The 15,722-nt window shown below is 73.8% G+C and carries 12 protein-coding genes and 1 pseudogene; 6 read left to right on the forward strand and 7 right to left on the reverse strand.

Annotated elements, in window-relative coordinates; all coding sequences use genetic code 11:
- Window positions 1–489: 489 nt before the first annotated feature.
- Window positions 490–801 carry a Dabb family protein gene (locus ABZS58_RS35000; protein ID WP_354787546.1) on the reverse strand — a complete coding sequence of 104 codons (312 nt, stop codon included), beginning with the start codon at window positions 799–801 and terminating at the stop codon, window positions 490–492.
- A 103-nt stretch (window positions 802–904) separates the two neighbouring features.
- A complete protein-coding gene (locus ABZS58_RS35005; RefSeq protein WP_354787547.1) occupies window positions 905–2,821 on the reverse strand; it encodes a potassium transporter Kup in 1,917 nt (638 codons plus the stop codon).
- Between the two features lie 185 nt (window positions 2,822–3,006).
- Between ABZS58_RS35005 and ABZS58_RS35010 the strand changes: the two genes are divergently transcribed.
- The 4 genes from ABZS58_RS35010 (at window position 3,007) to ABZS58_RS35025 (ending at window position 6,512) form a co-directional block, all read left to right on the forward strand.
- Window positions 3,007–3,840 carry a CPBP family intramembrane glutamic endopeptidase gene (locus ABZS58_RS35010; protein ID WP_354787548.1) on the forward strand — a complete coding sequence of 278 codons (834 nt, stop codon included), beginning with the start codon at window positions 3,007–3,009 and terminating at the stop codon, window positions 3,838–3,840.
- A 10-nt stretch (window positions 3,841–3,850) separates the two neighbouring features.
- Window positions 3,851–5,053, forward strand: coding sequence for a histidine kinase (locus ABZS58_RS35015; RefSeq protein WP_354787549.1), 1,203 nt, complete (start codon window positions 3,851–3,853; stop codon window positions 5,051–5,053).
- A complete protein-coding gene (locus tag ABZS58_RS35020) occupies window positions 5,050–5,721 on the forward strand; it encodes a response regulator transcription factor (protein WP_354787550.1) in 672 nt (223 codons plus the stop codon). Before ABZS58_RS35015 ends, ABZS58_RS35020 begins: the two co-directional genes overlap by 4 nt.
- Before the next feature lie 200 nt (window positions 5,722–5,921).
- Window positions 5,922–6,512, forward strand: a complete 591-nt coding sequence (locus ABZS58_RS35025; protein ID WP_354787551.1) for a GrpB family protein — start codon at window positions 5,922–5,924, stop codon at window positions 6,510–6,512.
- Here ABZS58_RS35025 and ABZS58_RS35030 read toward each other — a convergent pair.
- The gene (locus ABZS58_RS35030) at window positions 6,488–6,625 is read right to left on the reverse strand and encodes a hypothetical protein (protein ID WP_354787552.1); all 138 of its coding nucleotides are present in this window, start codon (window positions 6,623–6,625) and stop codon (window positions 6,488–6,490) included. The genes ABZS58_RS35025 and ABZS58_RS35030 overlap by 25 nt on opposite strands.
- 93 nt (window positions 6,626–6,718) lie before the next feature.
- Here ABZS58_RS35030 and eno point away from each other — a divergent pair.
- Window positions 6,719–6,943 (forward strand): annotated as a pseudogene (eno, locus tag ABZS58_RS35035) (phosphopyruvate hydratase); the annotation flags it as partial.
- 11 nt (window positions 6,944–6,954) lie between these two features.
- Here the strand turns inward: eno and ABZS58_RS35040 are convergent.
- The gene (locus ABZS58_RS35040; RefSeq protein ID WP_354787553.1) at window positions 6,955–7,881 is read right to left on the reverse strand and encodes a hypothetical protein; all 927 of its coding nucleotides are present in this window, start codon (window positions 7,879–7,881) and stop codon (window positions 6,955–6,957) included.
- A 330-nt stretch (window positions 7,882–8,211) separates the two neighbouring features.
- Window positions 8,212–9,321: a cellulose binding domain-containing protein gene (locus tag ABZS58_RS35045; protein ID WP_354787554.1), complete on the reverse strand. Its 1,110-nt coding sequence runs from the start codon at window positions 9,319–9,321 to the stop codon at window positions 8,212–8,214.
- Window positions 9,322–9,556: 235 nt separating this feature from the next.
- Here ABZS58_RS35045 and ABZS58_RS35050 point away from each other — a divergent pair, with 235 nt between their 5' ends.
- Complete coding sequence (locus tag ABZS58_RS35050; RefSeq protein ID WP_354787555.1) at window positions 9,557–10,501, forward strand: acyltransferase domain-containing protein; 945 nt, start codon at window positions 9,557–9,559, stop codon at window positions 10,499–10,501.
- A 15-nt stretch (window positions 10,502–10,516) separates the two neighbouring features.
- On the opposite strand, the gene ABZS58_RS35055 is transcribed toward ABZS58_RS35050, so the two are convergent.
- Both ABZS58_RS35055 and ABZS58_RS35060 read right to left on the reverse strand, forming a co-directional pair.
- A complete protein-coding gene (locus ABZS58_RS35055) occupies window positions 10,517–10,651 on the reverse strand; it encodes a hypothetical protein (RefSeq protein ID WP_354787556.1) in 135 nt (44 codons plus the stop codon).
- Window positions 10,652–10,678: 27 nt separating this feature from the next.
- Window positions 10,679–15,715 (reverse strand): CHAT domain-containing tetratricopeptide repeat protein, encoded by a 5,037-nt coding sequence (locus tag ABZS58_RS35060; RefSeq protein ID WP_354787557.1) that lies wholly within the window; start codon window positions 15,713–15,715, stop codon window positions 10,679–10,681.
- Window positions 15,716–15,722: the final 7 nt, after the last annotated feature.

Below are 15,722 nucleotides of genomic sequence, written 5' to 3' on the forward strand. Positions count from 1 at the left end.
ACCGACAACCAGCACCCCGCCACGACGTCGGCAAACTCACCAAACGGGAACTGACGGTAACGGCGCACAAACAGCACACGGGTTAAACGTCAAGCTCTGGCGACAACAACTCTTCCGGATCATGAGTTACATCGCCCAGCCGTCGGATGGGCTGGCCGCTTTCCGTGATCCGGAAGGCTTTGTGCACCTCTGGCTATACGAAGTCTTCCGGATCACGGAAGATAGTCAGACATCGATTGCTGGACCGAGGGGTACCACGGTCCGAATGGTGATCTTCGGGTCGGCGGCTCGACAGCATGACGATTTCGGGGCGTGGTGTGGGGGTGAGGGAAGACGCCACTCGCACGCCAACAACGTGGACACGACCCAGCGGCGCGACGCCATGAGTGGCGCCGCCTCGAAGAACAGCGCCGCCTCGAAGAACAGCGCCGCCTCGAAGAACAGCGCCGCCTCGAAGAACAGCGCCGCCTCGGAGAGCGGCTCCGGCGGTCAGGTGGTCGCGGCGGTGTCCACGTCGAAGATGCGGACCTCGGACCAGAGGGTGGCGCACTCGTCCCGGAAGGTGTCGTGGACCGGGTCGACCTGGTAGGCGTCGTGCGCCGCCTGGTCGGTGAAGGTGACCACCAGGGCGTAGGAGTAGGCGCGGTCGATGACCGGCCGATCGGTCGCCGCGGGGCGGCCGAGGTGGCCGTCGACGACGGTCCCGATGGTCAGCAGGCTGCGGGCGCCGGCCAGGAACCGCTCGTGCTCGGCGGGCGTGAGGTCGGGGCGCAACGTGAAATACACGGAGTGGATGAACACGCCGGCACGCTACCGCACGCCGTCGTCAGTGTTCTGGACCGTCAGACCGGTGCGGAGCAGCGCGACCAGGCGGCGCGCGTTCGCCACCTGGCAAGAGCCAACTTCAGACTTCGATGTGGGAGCCCATGATGACGGTGCGGTCGCGGGGCAGGCCGAAGTGCTCGACGGCGTCCGCGGTGATGTACGAGGTGGCGATGAACAGGCGTTTGCGCCAGCCGGGCATGCTCGGCCGGTCGCCGCGGCGCAGGTCGATCTTCGACAGGAAGTACGACGCGGTGTCCAGCTGGATGCGGCCCTCGGTGGCGGCCGGGTCGAGCAGCCGCAGCGCGGCCGGCACGTCCGGGGTGTCCATGTACCCGAACCGGACCGTCACGTGGATGATGCCGTCGTCGGCGTAGCCGAGGTGGTCGACAGCGATCCGCTCGGCCGGTGGGACGCGCGGGACGGGCTCGGTCACCAGCGCGAGGATGAGCACGTGCTCGTGCCGCACATGGTTGTGCTCCACGTTGGCGCGCATCGCCAGTGGCGTCGTCTCCTTGCCGCGGTTGAGGAAGACCGCGGTGCCGGGCACCTGCGTCAGCCGCGGGCGGCCGCCGTGCAGCCCGTCGATGAACTCGCGCAGCGAGCCCTCCTGCCGCTGCCGCTCGGCGGTGACGATCCGCCGACCCTTCTGCCATGTCGTCATGACGGTGAACGCGGTGAGGCCGATGAGCAGCGGCAGCCAGGCGCCGTGCACGAACTTGGTGAGGTTGGCCGCCACGAACAGCAGGTCGACGGCGAGCAGCACGGCCGCGCCGCCGATGAGCAGCCATCGTGGCGTGCGCCACTTCCGGGCGGCGATGTAGAAGAACATCAGCGTGGTGATGGTGATCGTGCCGGTGACCGCCATGCCGAACGCGAACGCCAGCGCGGCGGAGCTGCGGAACGCGAAGATGAGCGTGAGGACCGAGACCAGGAGCAGCCAGTTGATCCACGGGACGTAGATCTGCCCGATCCGCGACTCCGAGGTGTGCACGACCCGCAGCCGCGGCAGGTAGCCCAGCTCGGCGGCCTGGGCGGCGACGGAGTACGCACCGGTGATCACGGCCTGGGCGGCGATGACGGTGGCCGCGGTGGCGAGGACGACGAGGGGCAGCCGCGCCCACTCCGGGACGAGCAGGAAGAAAGGGCCCTCGATGTTGGCCGGGTCCTCGAGGATGAGCGCCCCCTGGCCGAGGTAGCTCAGCACGCACGCGGGAAAGACCAGCCACAGCCAGCCCCGGGTGATGGCGCGCCGGCCGAAGTGCCCCATGTCGGCGTACAGCGCCTCGGCGCCGGTGACGGCGAGTACCACGGCGGCGAGGGAGAAGAAGGCCACGCCGAAGTGCCCGGACAGGAACCCGATCGCATAGGTCGGCGAGAGCGCCCGCAGGATGCCGGGGTCCCGCGCGATGCCGGCGATCCCGGTCCCGCCGATGACGACGAACCACAGGATCATCACCGGCCCGAAGACCCGGCCGACGGCGGCGGTGCCGCGCCGCTGGACCAGGAACAGCACGATGATGATGGCGGCGGTGACCGGCACCACCGCCTCGGCGAGGGACGGCTCGACCGTCTTGATGCCCTCGACCGCGGACAGCACGGAGATCGCCGGGGTGATCATGCTGTCGCCGAGGAACAGCGCCGCGCCGAAGATGCCGAGCGCGGCCAGCACCGCCGCGGTCCGCCGGCCGCGCTGCCCGCCCCACCGGCGCAGCAGCGTGATCAGCGCCATGATGCCGCCCTCGCCGTCGTTGTCGGCGCGCATCGCGAGGAGCACGTAGGTGACGGTCACGATGGTCATCACGGACCAGAACACCAGCGACACGACACCGTAGACGTTCTCCGCGCTGACCGGCACGGGATGCGGGTCGCTCGGCGCGAACACGGTCTGCAGGGTGTAGATCGGGCTGGTCCCGATGTCACCGAAGACGACGCCGAGCGCGCCCACGACCAGCGCCAGCCGCGCGGTGTCGTGGGCCTTCTGCACGCTGCCCGCCATCGGGTGCCTCCTTCGCAGAGGTCGCCCCTCCGTCCGGACTGTACTGGTCAAGGTCTGCCGCCCGTGGCGGAACCGGGACGGGTTGTCCCCCGTGCGAGCCACAAGCGATGCCCACCGCACGGTGACGCTGACACCCCTCGATTTCCCTAGCGTTGACCGGGTACGCGGAAGCGAAGGAGACGAAGATGTCGTTCTGGATCAGGTTGCCGGTCCTGCTCGTGGTGTTCCTGGCCGTGCTCGTGCTCGGTCAGCTGGTCGTCGGCGCGGCGGACGGGTCGCCGCCGGCTGCGCTGCTGGCCGGCCTCGGGTACTCGGGCCTGGCGCTGGCGGCCTACGTCATGGCGGTCCGCCGGCTCGAACGCCGGCCGGTCGCCGAGCTGCGCCGGGCGCGGGCCGTGCCGGAGACCGGGGCCGGCGTCGCGGCCGGCGTCGGGCTGTTCACGGCCGTAATCGCGGTCATCGCCCTGTTCGGCGGCTACCGGGTCGACGGCTGGGGGTCGGCCGGCGGCGCCGTGACGCTGGCCGGTGTGATGGCGGTCGCCGCGGTGGCCGAGGAGCTGCTGTTCCGGGGCGTGCTGTTCCGGCTGCTGCTCGAACGCTTCGGCGCGCCGGTCGCGCTCGTCGTGTCCGCGGTCCTCTTCGGCGGCCTGCACCTGTTCAACCCGGGTGCGACGCTGTGGGGCGCGACCGCGATCGCCGTCGAGGCCGGACTGATGCTCGGCAGCGCGTTCCTCGTCACACGTTCGCTGTGGCTGCCGATCGGGCTGCACTTCGGCTGGAACTTCGCCGAGGCCGGGCTGTTCGGCACGACCGTCTCCGGCACCGAGGGCGGCCCGGCCGGCCTGCTGCGCGGCGTCGCGCAGGGCTCCGACGTGGTGAGCGGCGGCGCGTTCGGGCCGGAGGCGAGCATCGTGTCCGTCGTGTTCGGCGCGGCCGCGACCGTCGTCCTCCTGCTCCTCGCGCGGCGCCGGGACGCGCCGGTCACGCCGGTCGCGCCGCTGCCGGCCGACGGTCGTTAGGCTCCACGGCATGCGTATGGGGGCCGGCTCCGGTGGCCGGGCGGCGCGCGTGCTGGGCCGGTGGCACGCACTGCCGGTCGTCGCCCGGGACGGGGTGCTGGCCGGGGCGTTGCTCGCGGTCGCGCTGCTGCCGCCGCTGACGAGGTACAGCACCGGGGTCGGCGAGCTGCCGGTCCGCCCGGCCGACGCACTCGCCGTCGTCGCCGTCGCCGCGCAGTGCCTGCCGCTCGCGGTGCGGCGCCGGCTGCCCGCGCTGTGCCTGCTGGTCGTGGAGGCCGGCTTCGCGGTGCAGCAGCTGCGCGGGTACTCCACCTTCGCCGGCCAGGCGCTGCTCATCGCGCTCTACAGCGCCGGGGCGTACGCGGGCGGGCGGGTGGACGCGGCCAGGGCGCGGCGGCGGCTGGCGGTCGTGGCGACGGCCGGGTACGCCGCGCTGGCCGCCGGGCTGGCCGCCGCCGGCTCGGCGGAGGGCTGGTTCGGCTTCACCACGTTCTACGTCACGCTGTGCGCGTGCTGGGCGGGCGGCGCGTGGATGCGCCGGCAGCGGCAGCTCGAGGCCGAGCGGCGCGAGCGGACGGCGGTGGAGACGCTCGCCGAGGAACGCGCCCGCCTCGCCCGTGAGCTGCACGACGTCGTGACCCACCACGTCACGGCGATGGTCGTGCAGGCGGACGCGGCGAAGTTCCTGCTCGACCCGGCCTCGCACGAGGTGGCCGCCGGCCTCGACGCGATCAGCGACACCGGGCGGCACGCGCTCAGCGAGCTGCGGCACCTGCTGGGTGTGCTGGACCCGGCCGGGCGCCCGACCACCGACGACCGCCGCCCGGTGCCGGGTGGGATCCGCGACCTGGTGGAGCGGACCCGGGCCGCCGGGCAGCCGGTCGACCTGGAGGAGTCGGGCACCGCGCGGCCGGTCCGCGGCGGGCCGGAGCTGGCCGCCTACCGGCTGGTCCAGGAAGGCCTCACGAATGCGCTCAAACACGCGCCGGGCCGGCCGACCCGCGTCGACGTGCGGTACGGCACCGCCACGATCGAGGTCTGTGTGAGCACCGAGAGCGTGCCGGCGCCGCGCGTACCATCCACGGTGGACGGTGGGCGGGGGCTCACCGGCCTCCGTGAACGCCTCGCCGTGTTCGGCGGCGAACTGACCGCCGGTGCCCACGCGGGCCGGTTCGTGGTGCGGGGCACGATTCCGTTGGGAGACGGCGATTGAGCGGCACGATCCGGGTCGCGGTCTGCGACGACCAGGCGCTGGTGCGCACCGGGTACGCCACCATCTTCGCGGCGCAGCCCGGACTGACCGTGGTCGGCCAGGCCGCCGACGGCGCCGAGGCGGTCCGGCTCGCCCGCCGCGAGCGGCCCGACGTCGTCGTCATGGACGTGCGGATGCCGGTGCTCGACGGCATCGAGGCGACCCGGCAGCTCGCCGGTCCCGGCGTGCCGGACCCGGTCAAGGTGCTGGTCGTGACGACGTTCAACCTCGACGAGTACGTGTACGAGGCGCTCAAGGCCGGCGCGAGCGGCTTCCTGCTCAAGGACACGCAACCGGCGCAGCTCGTCGACGGCGTACGGGCCGTCGCGGCCGGCGACACGCTGCTCGCACCCCAGGTGACACGGCAGCTCATCGGCCGCTACGCCGGGCGGGTCCGACCCGGCCCGCACCGGGACCAGCGGGTCGGCACGCTCGCCCCGCGCGAGCTGGAGGTCCTGCGGCTCATCGCGCAGGGCCGCTCCAACGCCGAGATAGCCGCCGCGCTCGTGATCAGCGCCGAGACCGTGAAGACGTACGTGTCGCGGATCTTCACCAAGCTCGACCTGCGCGACCGGGTGCAGGCGGTCATCCTCGCGTACCGCAGCGGCCTCGTCGCCCCCGACGACTGACCGGTCGCCGGAGTCGCGTTCGACGATCGGCGCGGCGGACGGCAGGACGGCCGCCCATGCGGGCAGCTCGACGCCTGCGCCGGCGCCCTGCGGGTGCCGCCCCTGCCGGCCGCCCTGCGCCACCTGGCAACCGCCGGCCTGTGGACAACGCGCGGGACCGCTGCGTATTCTGGCCAACTTTGCTTCGGACGGAGGTCACGATGGTCGAGTACCCACCGGAAGTCACCCGGCGCTTCCACGGCACCCCGGAACAGCTGCACGCAGGCGTCGTCGGCGAGTGGCCGAAGCCTCCCGGCCCGATCGTGCTGCACCCGTACGACCCGGCGTGGCCGGACAGGTACGCGGCGGTGAGCGCCGCGATCCGCGCCGTCCTCGGCGACCTCGTCGCCGGCCTGGAGCACGTGGGCTCCACGTCGGTGCCGGGACTGGCCGCCAAGCCGGTCATCGACATCGACCTGCTCATCGCGGACACCGCCGACGAGTCCGCCTACGTCCCGGCCCTGACCGCCGCCGGCTACGTGCTCGTGCTGCGCGAGCCGTGGTGGCACGGGCACCGGATGCTGGTCAGCGCCGCCGCCGACGTCCACCTGCACGTGTGGCCGCAGGACGCCCCGGAGCCGGTGCGGCACAAGCTCTTCCGCGACTGGCTGCGCACCCGCCCTGACGATCTGCGGCTGTACGCGTCGGTCAAGTACCGGCTCGCCGGGGAGACGGCTGCGAACCCGGGCGACTACAGCCTCGCGAAGAACGACGTCATCGACGACATCTACGCCCGCGTCTTCGCCGCCTGAGCGAGCCACCGCAGGACGGCGAGGGGGTGGGCGGCGGGTTCGGGGATCGGGTGGAAGACGTGCTCGACGACGTCGTCGAGCACGACGAGGGTGAGCCGTTCGTAGAGGGTCATGTCGGCGGCGGTGAAGGTGCCAGCGAAGGCAGGCGGCGGCCGACCAGGGCGGCCGGGTCCGTGCCCGGTGACGGCGCGCCGGTCGCGACGCGGGTGGTGGCGGCGTCGCGGCGGGTGTTGAGCGCGTCGCGCTGCGCGGGCGCCCACGAGGCCGTCGAACTGCGCGACGGCGATCCCGCGCGCTTCCACGGCAAGGGCCTCGCCAAGGCCGTCGCCGCGGTCAACGGCGAGCTGGCCGCGGCGGTGACCGGCCTCGACGCCGACGACCAGGCCCTCGTCGACGAGACGATGATCGCGCTGGACGGCACGCCGGACAAGGGGCGGCTCGGCTACGCCGGCGCCCGCTGACCGTCACCCGGCGCTGTCACGGGCCGGGTCTCGGCGGGGGTCTGCTCGAAGGTCTGCACCGTCCAGAACACGGCGAACAGCCCGGCGACGATGATCTCCAGCCAGAAGAGCGTGACGACGCCGGTCAGCCACAGCACGAGCAGGACCGCGGTGGCGCCGATCAGCACCAGGGCGATGATGCTGTACCGGTTGCGCGGCAGCGCGGCGGTTGACTGCTCCCCGGCCGGGGCGCGTTCCCGCTGGTGCCGGCGGGCGTTGATGACGACGACCGCCAGGATGCAGGCGAACAGGCCGAGCGCGGCGACGTAGTGCGCATAGTCGATGAACCGGTCCTCGGCGGCGACGAAGGAGCCCAGCGCCGAGCCGTACACCAGCAGCGCCACGAGCATGCCCAGCCACGTCGAGCGACCGTGCCGCCCCTCCTTCACCACGATCGCGAGGGTGGCCAGGATGCCGAGGCCGCCGAGGACCAGCAGGGCGAACATGTTGTTCTCCACGTTCGCGCGGGCGGCGGCCTCCAGGGACCGCACCGACAGGCAGTCCACCCCGTCGGGCAGCTTGTCGGTGGCGACGTCGCACAGGCGGACCGCGGTGCGGAAGTCCTTGTCCCGCGCGGTGGGGACGATGGCGACCACGGCCGCGAACATGCCGCCGAGGTTGAGCAGGACGTCCTCGGGGTCGGTCGTGCCGCGCAGCGCGATCATGAACGCGCCGAGACCGATCAGCGAACCGACGAAGAGGCTCTGCGCCGGGGTGTAGTAGTAGGCGCTCACCGACGACAGCAGGTGCCAGCCCTGCTCGCCGGTCTGGTAGATCACCGATACGCCGAGGCCGACCAGCAGCGCGACCATGGCGATGCGCACGTAGCGGTACGACCTGGCCCACGTCTCATTGGATAGTGGACGCATCGGAACACCTCCCGTCACTGCGAGTAAGGTCCTCCCGGACCGGGGGTGACGTCCAGCGTCTTGTCGGCAAGCTGACGCCTCCACCGATCGGAGCCGGCCCTCGCGCGAAGAGGTGCGCGAGGGCCGGCGGTCATGGTCGGCCTTCTGTTAGGCCCTGTACCGCCACGGATGACGCCGTCCGCTGCCGCCCACGTTGGCGTTGCCTGCGATTCCTGGACGCATCGCCGCTCCCTTCGTTGCTGTCCGCTGGGTCCACCGTGGACAGGTGCGGCGTTGTCCGGAAGGCCCGCGGGCGCCGGACAAACAACGCCGGACAACCGGCCACGGCGGTCAGGACAGGAAGCTGCCGTACGGACCGGCCAGGATCGCGTTCTTCTGGGCCTGGCTGAAGTGCGTGTTCGGGTAGCTGTAGAAGGACGCCGACATCGGGGTGCCGTCCGTGGACGTCGAGTCCGGCAGGCCGAAGCCGTGCCCGAGCTCGTGCACCATGCCGCCGTACCAGCGGTTCATCGGGCCGTTGATGCCGGCGCCGCCGTCGGCGTCGTGGCCGCTGAGCAGGAGCCAGCCGGGGCTCGCGCCGCCGCCGGACTTGCCGGGGTCCTCGGCGCTGATCTCGCCGACGATCAGCCAGCGGCTGTCGGGGTTGCCGAGGTTGAAGCGGCGGCGCAGCTCCGCCTGCATGTTGAACACCACGCACCAGTACCGGTCGCCGGTCGGCGAGCAGTTGGTGTTGATGTACCAGGTGGTGTCGTGCTCGCCGTTGACCGTCTCGACCACCGTGCTGTTGAGCGCGAAGGTCTTGCCGAGCTCCTGGCGGTAGTAGCGCTGCGCCTCGCGCATCACGTTGGCGATGCCGTCGGGGTAGCGCTGGTCGTACGCCACATCGGTGGGCTTGAGCCAGAAGACCCGCACGGTCTTGTTGACCGGCCCCGACGGTGACTGCGAGGCACTGGGCGACGACGACCTCGTCGGTGAGGCGCTGGGCGACGGTGACCTCGTCGGTGAGGCGCTCGCGCTCGGGCCGACGGTGCCGGTGCAGAGCACGTTGTTGAGCCGGAACGCCGTGGGCACCGTGTTCGTGCCGGTCCAGGCGCCGTTGAAGCCGAACGAGGCACTGGCACCGGTGCCCACCGCGCCGTTGTAGCCGGCGTTGACCGCCGACACCGCGGCGCCGTTCTGCGTCACCGTGGCGCCCCACGCCTGGGTGACGGTCTGACCGTTGGCGAAGCTCCAGGTCAGCGTCCAGCCGTTGATCGCGTCACCGAGGTTGGTGACCGCCACGCTCGCGCCGAAGCCGCCCTGCCACTGCGAGCTGATCGTGTACGTCACCCGGCAGCCGGCAGCGGCGGCGCTGGCCGTCGTGGCGACCACCGCTCCGGTCGCGGCGAGCCCGGCCGTGAGGGTCCCGACCAGGAGCCCGCGAAGCCCTTGTCGCATCATCCCACTCCTCCCATCCATCGATTCCGATAGAGCGAGCGTCACGATGCAGACCGAAAACCTTTTCGTCAAGCTGGGCGCCTTGGTCGAGCGGTCGGCGGGCGAAAGTTTCAACGGCCCGGGCCGCGCTCATGAGGGCCCCTGCCCGGGCCCGCCCGCATCGCAACCGGCGCGGGTCCGCACCTCATCGGCCGCACCGGCCCCCGCACGGTGACGGCGGACCGATAGGGTCGTCCGCGTGGATCTGGACAACATCGCCGCCCGGCTCGGGGTGGCCGTCGAGGACGTCGAGCGCGTGCACCGGCTCGCCGGTGACCGGCCGTCGGCGCCGCTGCCCGCCAAGGCCGACGCGCCCGCGATCCTCGACCGGCTCGCGGTGCCGCCGGACGACGCCGCGGAGATCATGGCCGGCTGGCCCGATCCCGGCGATCCACAGTGGACTCCGGAGCTGCGCTGGCTGCTCGACCGTTCGGTCGCGCTGGTCGGCGCCGACCTCGGTGGGCACGGCTGGCTGCCGCCCGGTCCGGAGCTGCCGCGCGAGCGGGGCCTCGCCTGGCGCCATCTCTACGTGTACGCGTACCTGGCCCTGGTCGACGTCGTCATGGGCTACCACCGCGACCACGGCGTCGCCGAGGCCGTGTCCTGGGCGACCCTCGCGGACCTGGGCCGCAACCTCGCGGTCGACCGGCGGATGCGCGGCGAGGGCTGGCCCGTCATGCAGGCGTGGCTGACCCTGCACGCGCGCGGGGGCCTGTTCGAGCTGGGCCGGCTGCAGCACCAGCGCGGCGAGACCTCCCTCGACCTGCACATCCCCGACGCCGGACCGCTGAGCGCGGAGGCGGTCACGGCGTCGCTCGACGAGGCCCGCGCGTTCTTCCCGCGCCACTTCCCCGACGAGCACTACACCGCGTTCTCCTGCGGCTCGTGGCTGCTCGACCCGCAGCTGCTGGAATACCTGCCCGGCGACTCGAACATCGTCCGGTTCCAGCAGCGCTTCGAGCTGGAGCCCTACGAGGAGCCGGAAGGCCTCGACCCCGACGTCGAGGTGCTGCGCTTCGCCTTCCGCAGCCTGACCACACCCCTCGACCGGCTCCCGCGCGGCACCGCCCTCCAGCGCGCCGTCATCGACCACCTCCAGGCCGGCCGCCACTGGCACTGGCGCCGCGGCCACTTCCCCATCTGAGCCGGACCTCGCCGCTCAGCCCGTCAGGTGGTCGCCCCGGCCGACGTCGTCGTCGAGCTCGGCCAGCTCGATGGACCGGTGATACAGCGCGACGATCCCGGCGGGCCTGCCGTCCAGGTGACGCCGCACCGTCCACTCGTCGGTGTCCACCCGGCGACGGCACGGGCGCCACGAGGCTCAGGGTCCGATGTGGACGAACGGCGCCCAGGTGCTCGGTCTGGCCGGGTCGGCGTCGCGCCGGCGGCGGGTGGCCGCGTGCAGGGCCGCGGCGGCGGTGTCCGGGCGCAGCTCGCCGTGCACGACGACGGTGCGGTAGACGTCCTCGGCGACGGTGGCCGCCGCGTCGTCCCACACCGTCCACAGTGTCCCGATGACGTGCCGCCAGCCGGTGTACTGCAACGCCGCCACCAGCGAGATCGCCTCGTCCGGGTTGTGGACGCCGCCGACGGCGGTCTTGCACGCCGACAGGAACGCGAACTCGCCGCCGAACCGGTCGCCGGCCAGCTCCGCGATCGTGAGCATCCCGTCGTGCAGCGCGAGCCCGCCGCGCGACGGGTCGCCGAGCTGCTGGTCGCCGTGGCAGCTGAAGTGCGCCCAGGCGTGCCGGCCGAGGGCGGCGCGCACCTCGGCCCGGGTCGCCGCCGGCCCTTCCCGCACCGTGCGCCGCGCCGCGGGGAACAGCGCGGTGAGCAGGTCACGTTCCCGCGTCACGTTCGGCAGCGGCGGCAGGCCCGGCGTGGCGGGCAGCGCCACGACCAGCATCCTGCTGTCCGCCGGTGGCGCGTCCGCCGTCCTGGCCTGCAGCAACGATCGCAGCGTCGGCGTGTACGACGAGACGACCCGGTCCAGCACGGTCCGCCCGGCGCCCTCGTCGTGATGGCCGGCCGCGTGGACAGGCAGGAAACTGAACGGCCCGGTCGGGCACCACCAGACCCGGGTGTGTCCGGGCGGGAGCGCGGCGAGCACCGGCCCGGCGACGTCGTCCCAGAGCCACCGCAGGGTGGCGTCGATGTCGAGCTCGGCGAAGATGTCCCCGGCCTCGACGGCGAGGAGCGCGGCGAGGTAGGCGTCGGCCCGCGCGGCGACGGCGGCGGCGTCCAGCCCCGGGAGGCTGATCACCCGCGTCCCGTCGGCGCCGACGAGGAGGGCGTCGCAGCGGGCGGCGGCGGCGTTGAGGAGCACGACGGTGCCCCCGGCCGCGGCGGCCCGCAGCCGCTCGACGCCCGGCGACCGCAGGAAGTCCTCGAAGCCGGGCAGCGCCCTCGCCTGCCGCACCAGCGCGTCCCACTGCACGGCGAGATTCATCCGCCGGTCGATCGCCCCGTCCTCCGCGAGGTTCAGGGCGGCACGGACCGCATCGACGCGGGCGGCGAGCGCCGGGGCGGCCTGCCGCAGGGCGGTGATGTCGGCGCGGGTCTCCAGCAGCTGCGACCACAGCACCCCACGGCCGTGTTCGAGCAGCTCGACCGCGCGGTCGGGCAGGCCGGCGGCGATCGCGCAGGCGCACGCCTCCGCGGCGATCCCCGCCCAGCGCCGCAGGAGCCGCTCGCGGCTGGACCGGACGCTCCCCCGCCATGCGACGAAGGGCATCATCGCCACCGCCACGGCGTAGGCGTCGACGGCCCGGTCCCACTGTCCGTGCGCGGCCGCGAGGGCACCGGCCCGGGCCCCGGCGGCGATCCGCTCCTGCGGGGTCGCCGTCGCCATGCCCGCCACGGCGCGCCACAGGTCGAGCGCCGCGTCGAGGTCCGTGGGGTCCGCCGTCCGCGCGAAGCGCCGCTGGAGGCTGTCGGCGAGGGCGTCGCGGGCGTGCGCCGTCGGCGCGGCCGCCAGGGCCTCGCGGGCCACCGCGACCGCCTCGTCGACGAGTTCCCCCGCGCCTTCGACGATCTTCGCGAGGAGCACCTTGTTGAGCAGGATCAGGTGGAGGTCCCGGTCCTGGTGCCCGGGGGCCGCGGCGCCGGCCGCCGCGCGGGCGAGGGTGACCGCCTCGTCCAGCGCCGCCGGGTCGCCGTCGGTGAGGAAGGTGTCGTACAGGGCCGTCGCGAGGTTCCCCAGGTACATCGGGCGGCTCGGATGTCCGGGAAGGGCCACGTCCACCGCCGCCCTGGCCAGCTCGACCGCCTCGGCCTGCGCGGTCCGGTCGGCGTCGCCGGGTTCGCGTCCGGCCGTGGCCGCCACCCCCAGGGTCGCGCCGAGGTTGGTGAGCAGCGTCGCCCGTTCGGGGCCGGCCGGGCCGGCCGCCGCGAGCGCCTCCCGGCCCAGCCGGACCGCCTCGGCGAGATCGGCCGGGTCGCCGAGGTCGAAGTACCGGTTCCGCAGGTGCACGGTCAGGTTCGACAGGTACCGGGGCCGGTCCGGATGGTCCTCGGCGAAGCCGGCGACGGCCGCCCGGGCGGCGGCCACGGCACCGTCGAGGTCGGCGCGGTCACCGCCGGCCAGGTACCGCTGCCGCAGCGCGAGCGCCAGGTTGGACCGGTACATGGGCAGATCGCCGTGACCGGCGGGCGTGGCCTCGACCGCGGCACGGCCGACGGCGACGGCCTCGTCCACGTCCGCCGGCGACCGCGTCCACTCGGCGCGGTGCCGCAACGCGGTGGCGAGGTTCGCCATCGGCGCCGCACGGTCGGGGTGCCCGGCGGCGGTCGCGGCCACCGCGGCCCGCCCGGCGGTCACGGCCTCGTCGAGGTCGGCCCGCGCACCGTGCCGTTCGAACCGCAGCAGCAGCGTGCCGACCAGGTTGGCCAGCGGGATGGCCCGCTGGTCGTCCTGCGCGGCGTCGACCGCGGCCCGGCCGGCCGTGACGGCCTCGGCGATGTCGGCCGGATCCTGCGTCACCGCGTACCGCAGCCGCAGCGCGATCCCGAGCCCCGACAGCGCCCCCGCCCGGCTCCCCCACCGGCCGTCGTCGGCCACCTCCACGGCGGACCGGGCCACGGCGACCGACTCGTCCACATCGGACAGTGCACCGAACCGCGTGAACCGGGAGAGCAGCGCGTTGGCCAGCCCGACCCGCGCCGGGCTGGGACCACCGGCGACGGCGGCGCGTCCGGCCGTGATCGCCCGGTCCAGGTCGGCGGGGTCCCCGAAGGTGACGGACCGGCACCACAGGGCGGTGGCGAGGTCGCTCATCGACTCCGTCCGGCCCTCCGCGCCGGGGCTGAACAGGTCGACGGCCTGCTGGAGCAGCCCGATCGCCGTGTCGAGCACGGCCGGGTCGCCGCCGGCGAGGACCCGCTCGAGCAGTTCCGCGCCCTGGCCGCCGCGCAGGTACGCGTAGGCGTCGCCGTCGCTGGGCCCGACGAGGTCGGCCATCGGGTCGGTCCCGATGCCGGCGTCGCGCTCCAGGACCCTGGCGGCGTCCCGGTCCGCCTCGTCGCCGAAGTGCTCGAACCGGGTCCGCAGCGCGTGCGCGAGCGCCTGGACCCGCTCGGCGAGCAGGTCCTCGTCGTCCGGGCCGAACCGCAGTGCCGCCTCGGCCGCGCCGACCGCGGTGTCGAGGTCCTCGCGCCGGCCGGTGCTGCCGAACCTGGTCATGGTCAGATCACTGAGGGCGGCCCAGACGTCCGCGTCGAGCGGGTCGACCCGCGCGGCGCCCCGCACGCACTCGACCGCCTCGTCGAGGTCCGCGACCCTGCCCGTGGCGGCGAACCGGCGGCGCAGCGCCGACCCGGCCTCCAGGCGGAACCGCACCGCGTCCGGGCCGTCCGGCGCGGCGGCGACGGCCCGGCGGACCAGCTCGATCGCCTCGTCCCGGTCGGCGGGGGCGCCGGTGGCCTCGAACCGGGCCCACAGCACCCCGCCCAGCCCGTGCAGCTCCGCCGGCGCCGCGGCGATCGGCCGCCACAACGTGATCGCGTCGTCGAGGTCCGCGATGTCGGCGGTCACGTCGTACCGCTGCGTCAGGGCACGCACGAGCAGCCCCGGCGACCCGGCGGGTTCCAGGTCCAGGGCGGACCGCCCGACCGCGACGGCCTCGGCCAGGTCGCCGAGGGCACCGCCGGTCGCGTACCGGGCCAGCAGCGCCCAGCCGAGCTCGGTCAGCGACGCGGCCCGCCGCGGGTGACCTGTGACGGCCGCGGCGAGCCGCAGCGCGTCGACCGCCTCGTCGAGGTCGCCGGCCGCGGACCGGGCGCGCAGGGTCCGGGCGAGGTTCACCAGCAGCTGCGGCACGAACGGGTGCTCCGGCGACGCGGCCGCCACCGCCTCGCGGTGCAGGTCGACCGCCTCGTCCAGGTCCGCCGGGGTGCCGGTGGCGGCCCGGGTGCGCAGCAGACCGGCGAGGCTGTTGCGGAACACGGACCAGTCGTGGTGGCCCTCCTCCAGCAGCGCGACGGCGTCTCGGCCGGCGTCGACCGCCGCGTCGAGGTCGGCCGGGTCACCCGTCACCTCGAAGCGGATCCCCAGCGCCTGCGACAGGGCGTTGCGGGACTGTGAGCCGTCCAGGTCCCGGACGAGGCCGACGGCGGCGTCGAGGTCCGGCAGCGCACGGTCGGCGAGGAACCGCTTCACCAGGACCACGCTGAGCTCGTAGGCGCCGCCGTCGTGCGCCGGGTCGTCGTCCGGCACGACGTCCATCGCCTGCTGGAGCACGGCGACCGCCTCGTCGAGGTCGGCGCGCCGGCCCCCGCGCTCGAACCGCAGCCGCAGCGTGTTGCCGAGGATGAGCTCCAGCCGCACCCGCAGCTCGTGCCCGGCCGGCAGCGCCGCCAGGATCCGCCGGCGCAGTGTGACCGCCTCGTCGAGGTCGGCCGGATCGCCGGTGAAGCTGTAGCGCACCGCGAGCATGTCGGCGAGCTCACTCGGCACGGTGACGGTGATGAGCTCGTCGTCGATGTCCAGCGCCATCAGCCACCGGGCGTTGCCGACGGCGTCGGCGAGGTCGGCGGGATCACCGGCGAGCAGAAACCGCTCCCAGAGCGCGCTCATCGCGTGGAAGCGGAGGTCGGGCAGGGAGTCATCCGGGGCGGCGTCCGTCGCGTCGCGCACCGCCCGCACCATGGCGTCGAGGTCGCCGGGGTCGCCGCTCAGGTCGTACCGCAGCCGCATCCCACCGACGAGCGCCAGGAAATGGTCCCAATGTGCCTCGCCCTCGGTCGTCGCAAGTGTGCCGCCGAGCGTGCGCAGGGCCTCGTCGAGGGTGTCGAGGTCGCCGTCCTCGCCGGTCAGTGCCTGCATCGCCGCGACGGCCCGGTCCGCTGCCTCGTCCTGCACGGGGCGC

Origin of the sequence: Dactylosporangium sp. NPDC005555 (assembly GCF_040605635.1) — a bacterium.
Taxonomy (GTDB): domain Bacteria; phylum Actinomycetota; class Actinomycetes; order Mycobacteriales; family Micromonosporaceae; genus Dactylosporangium.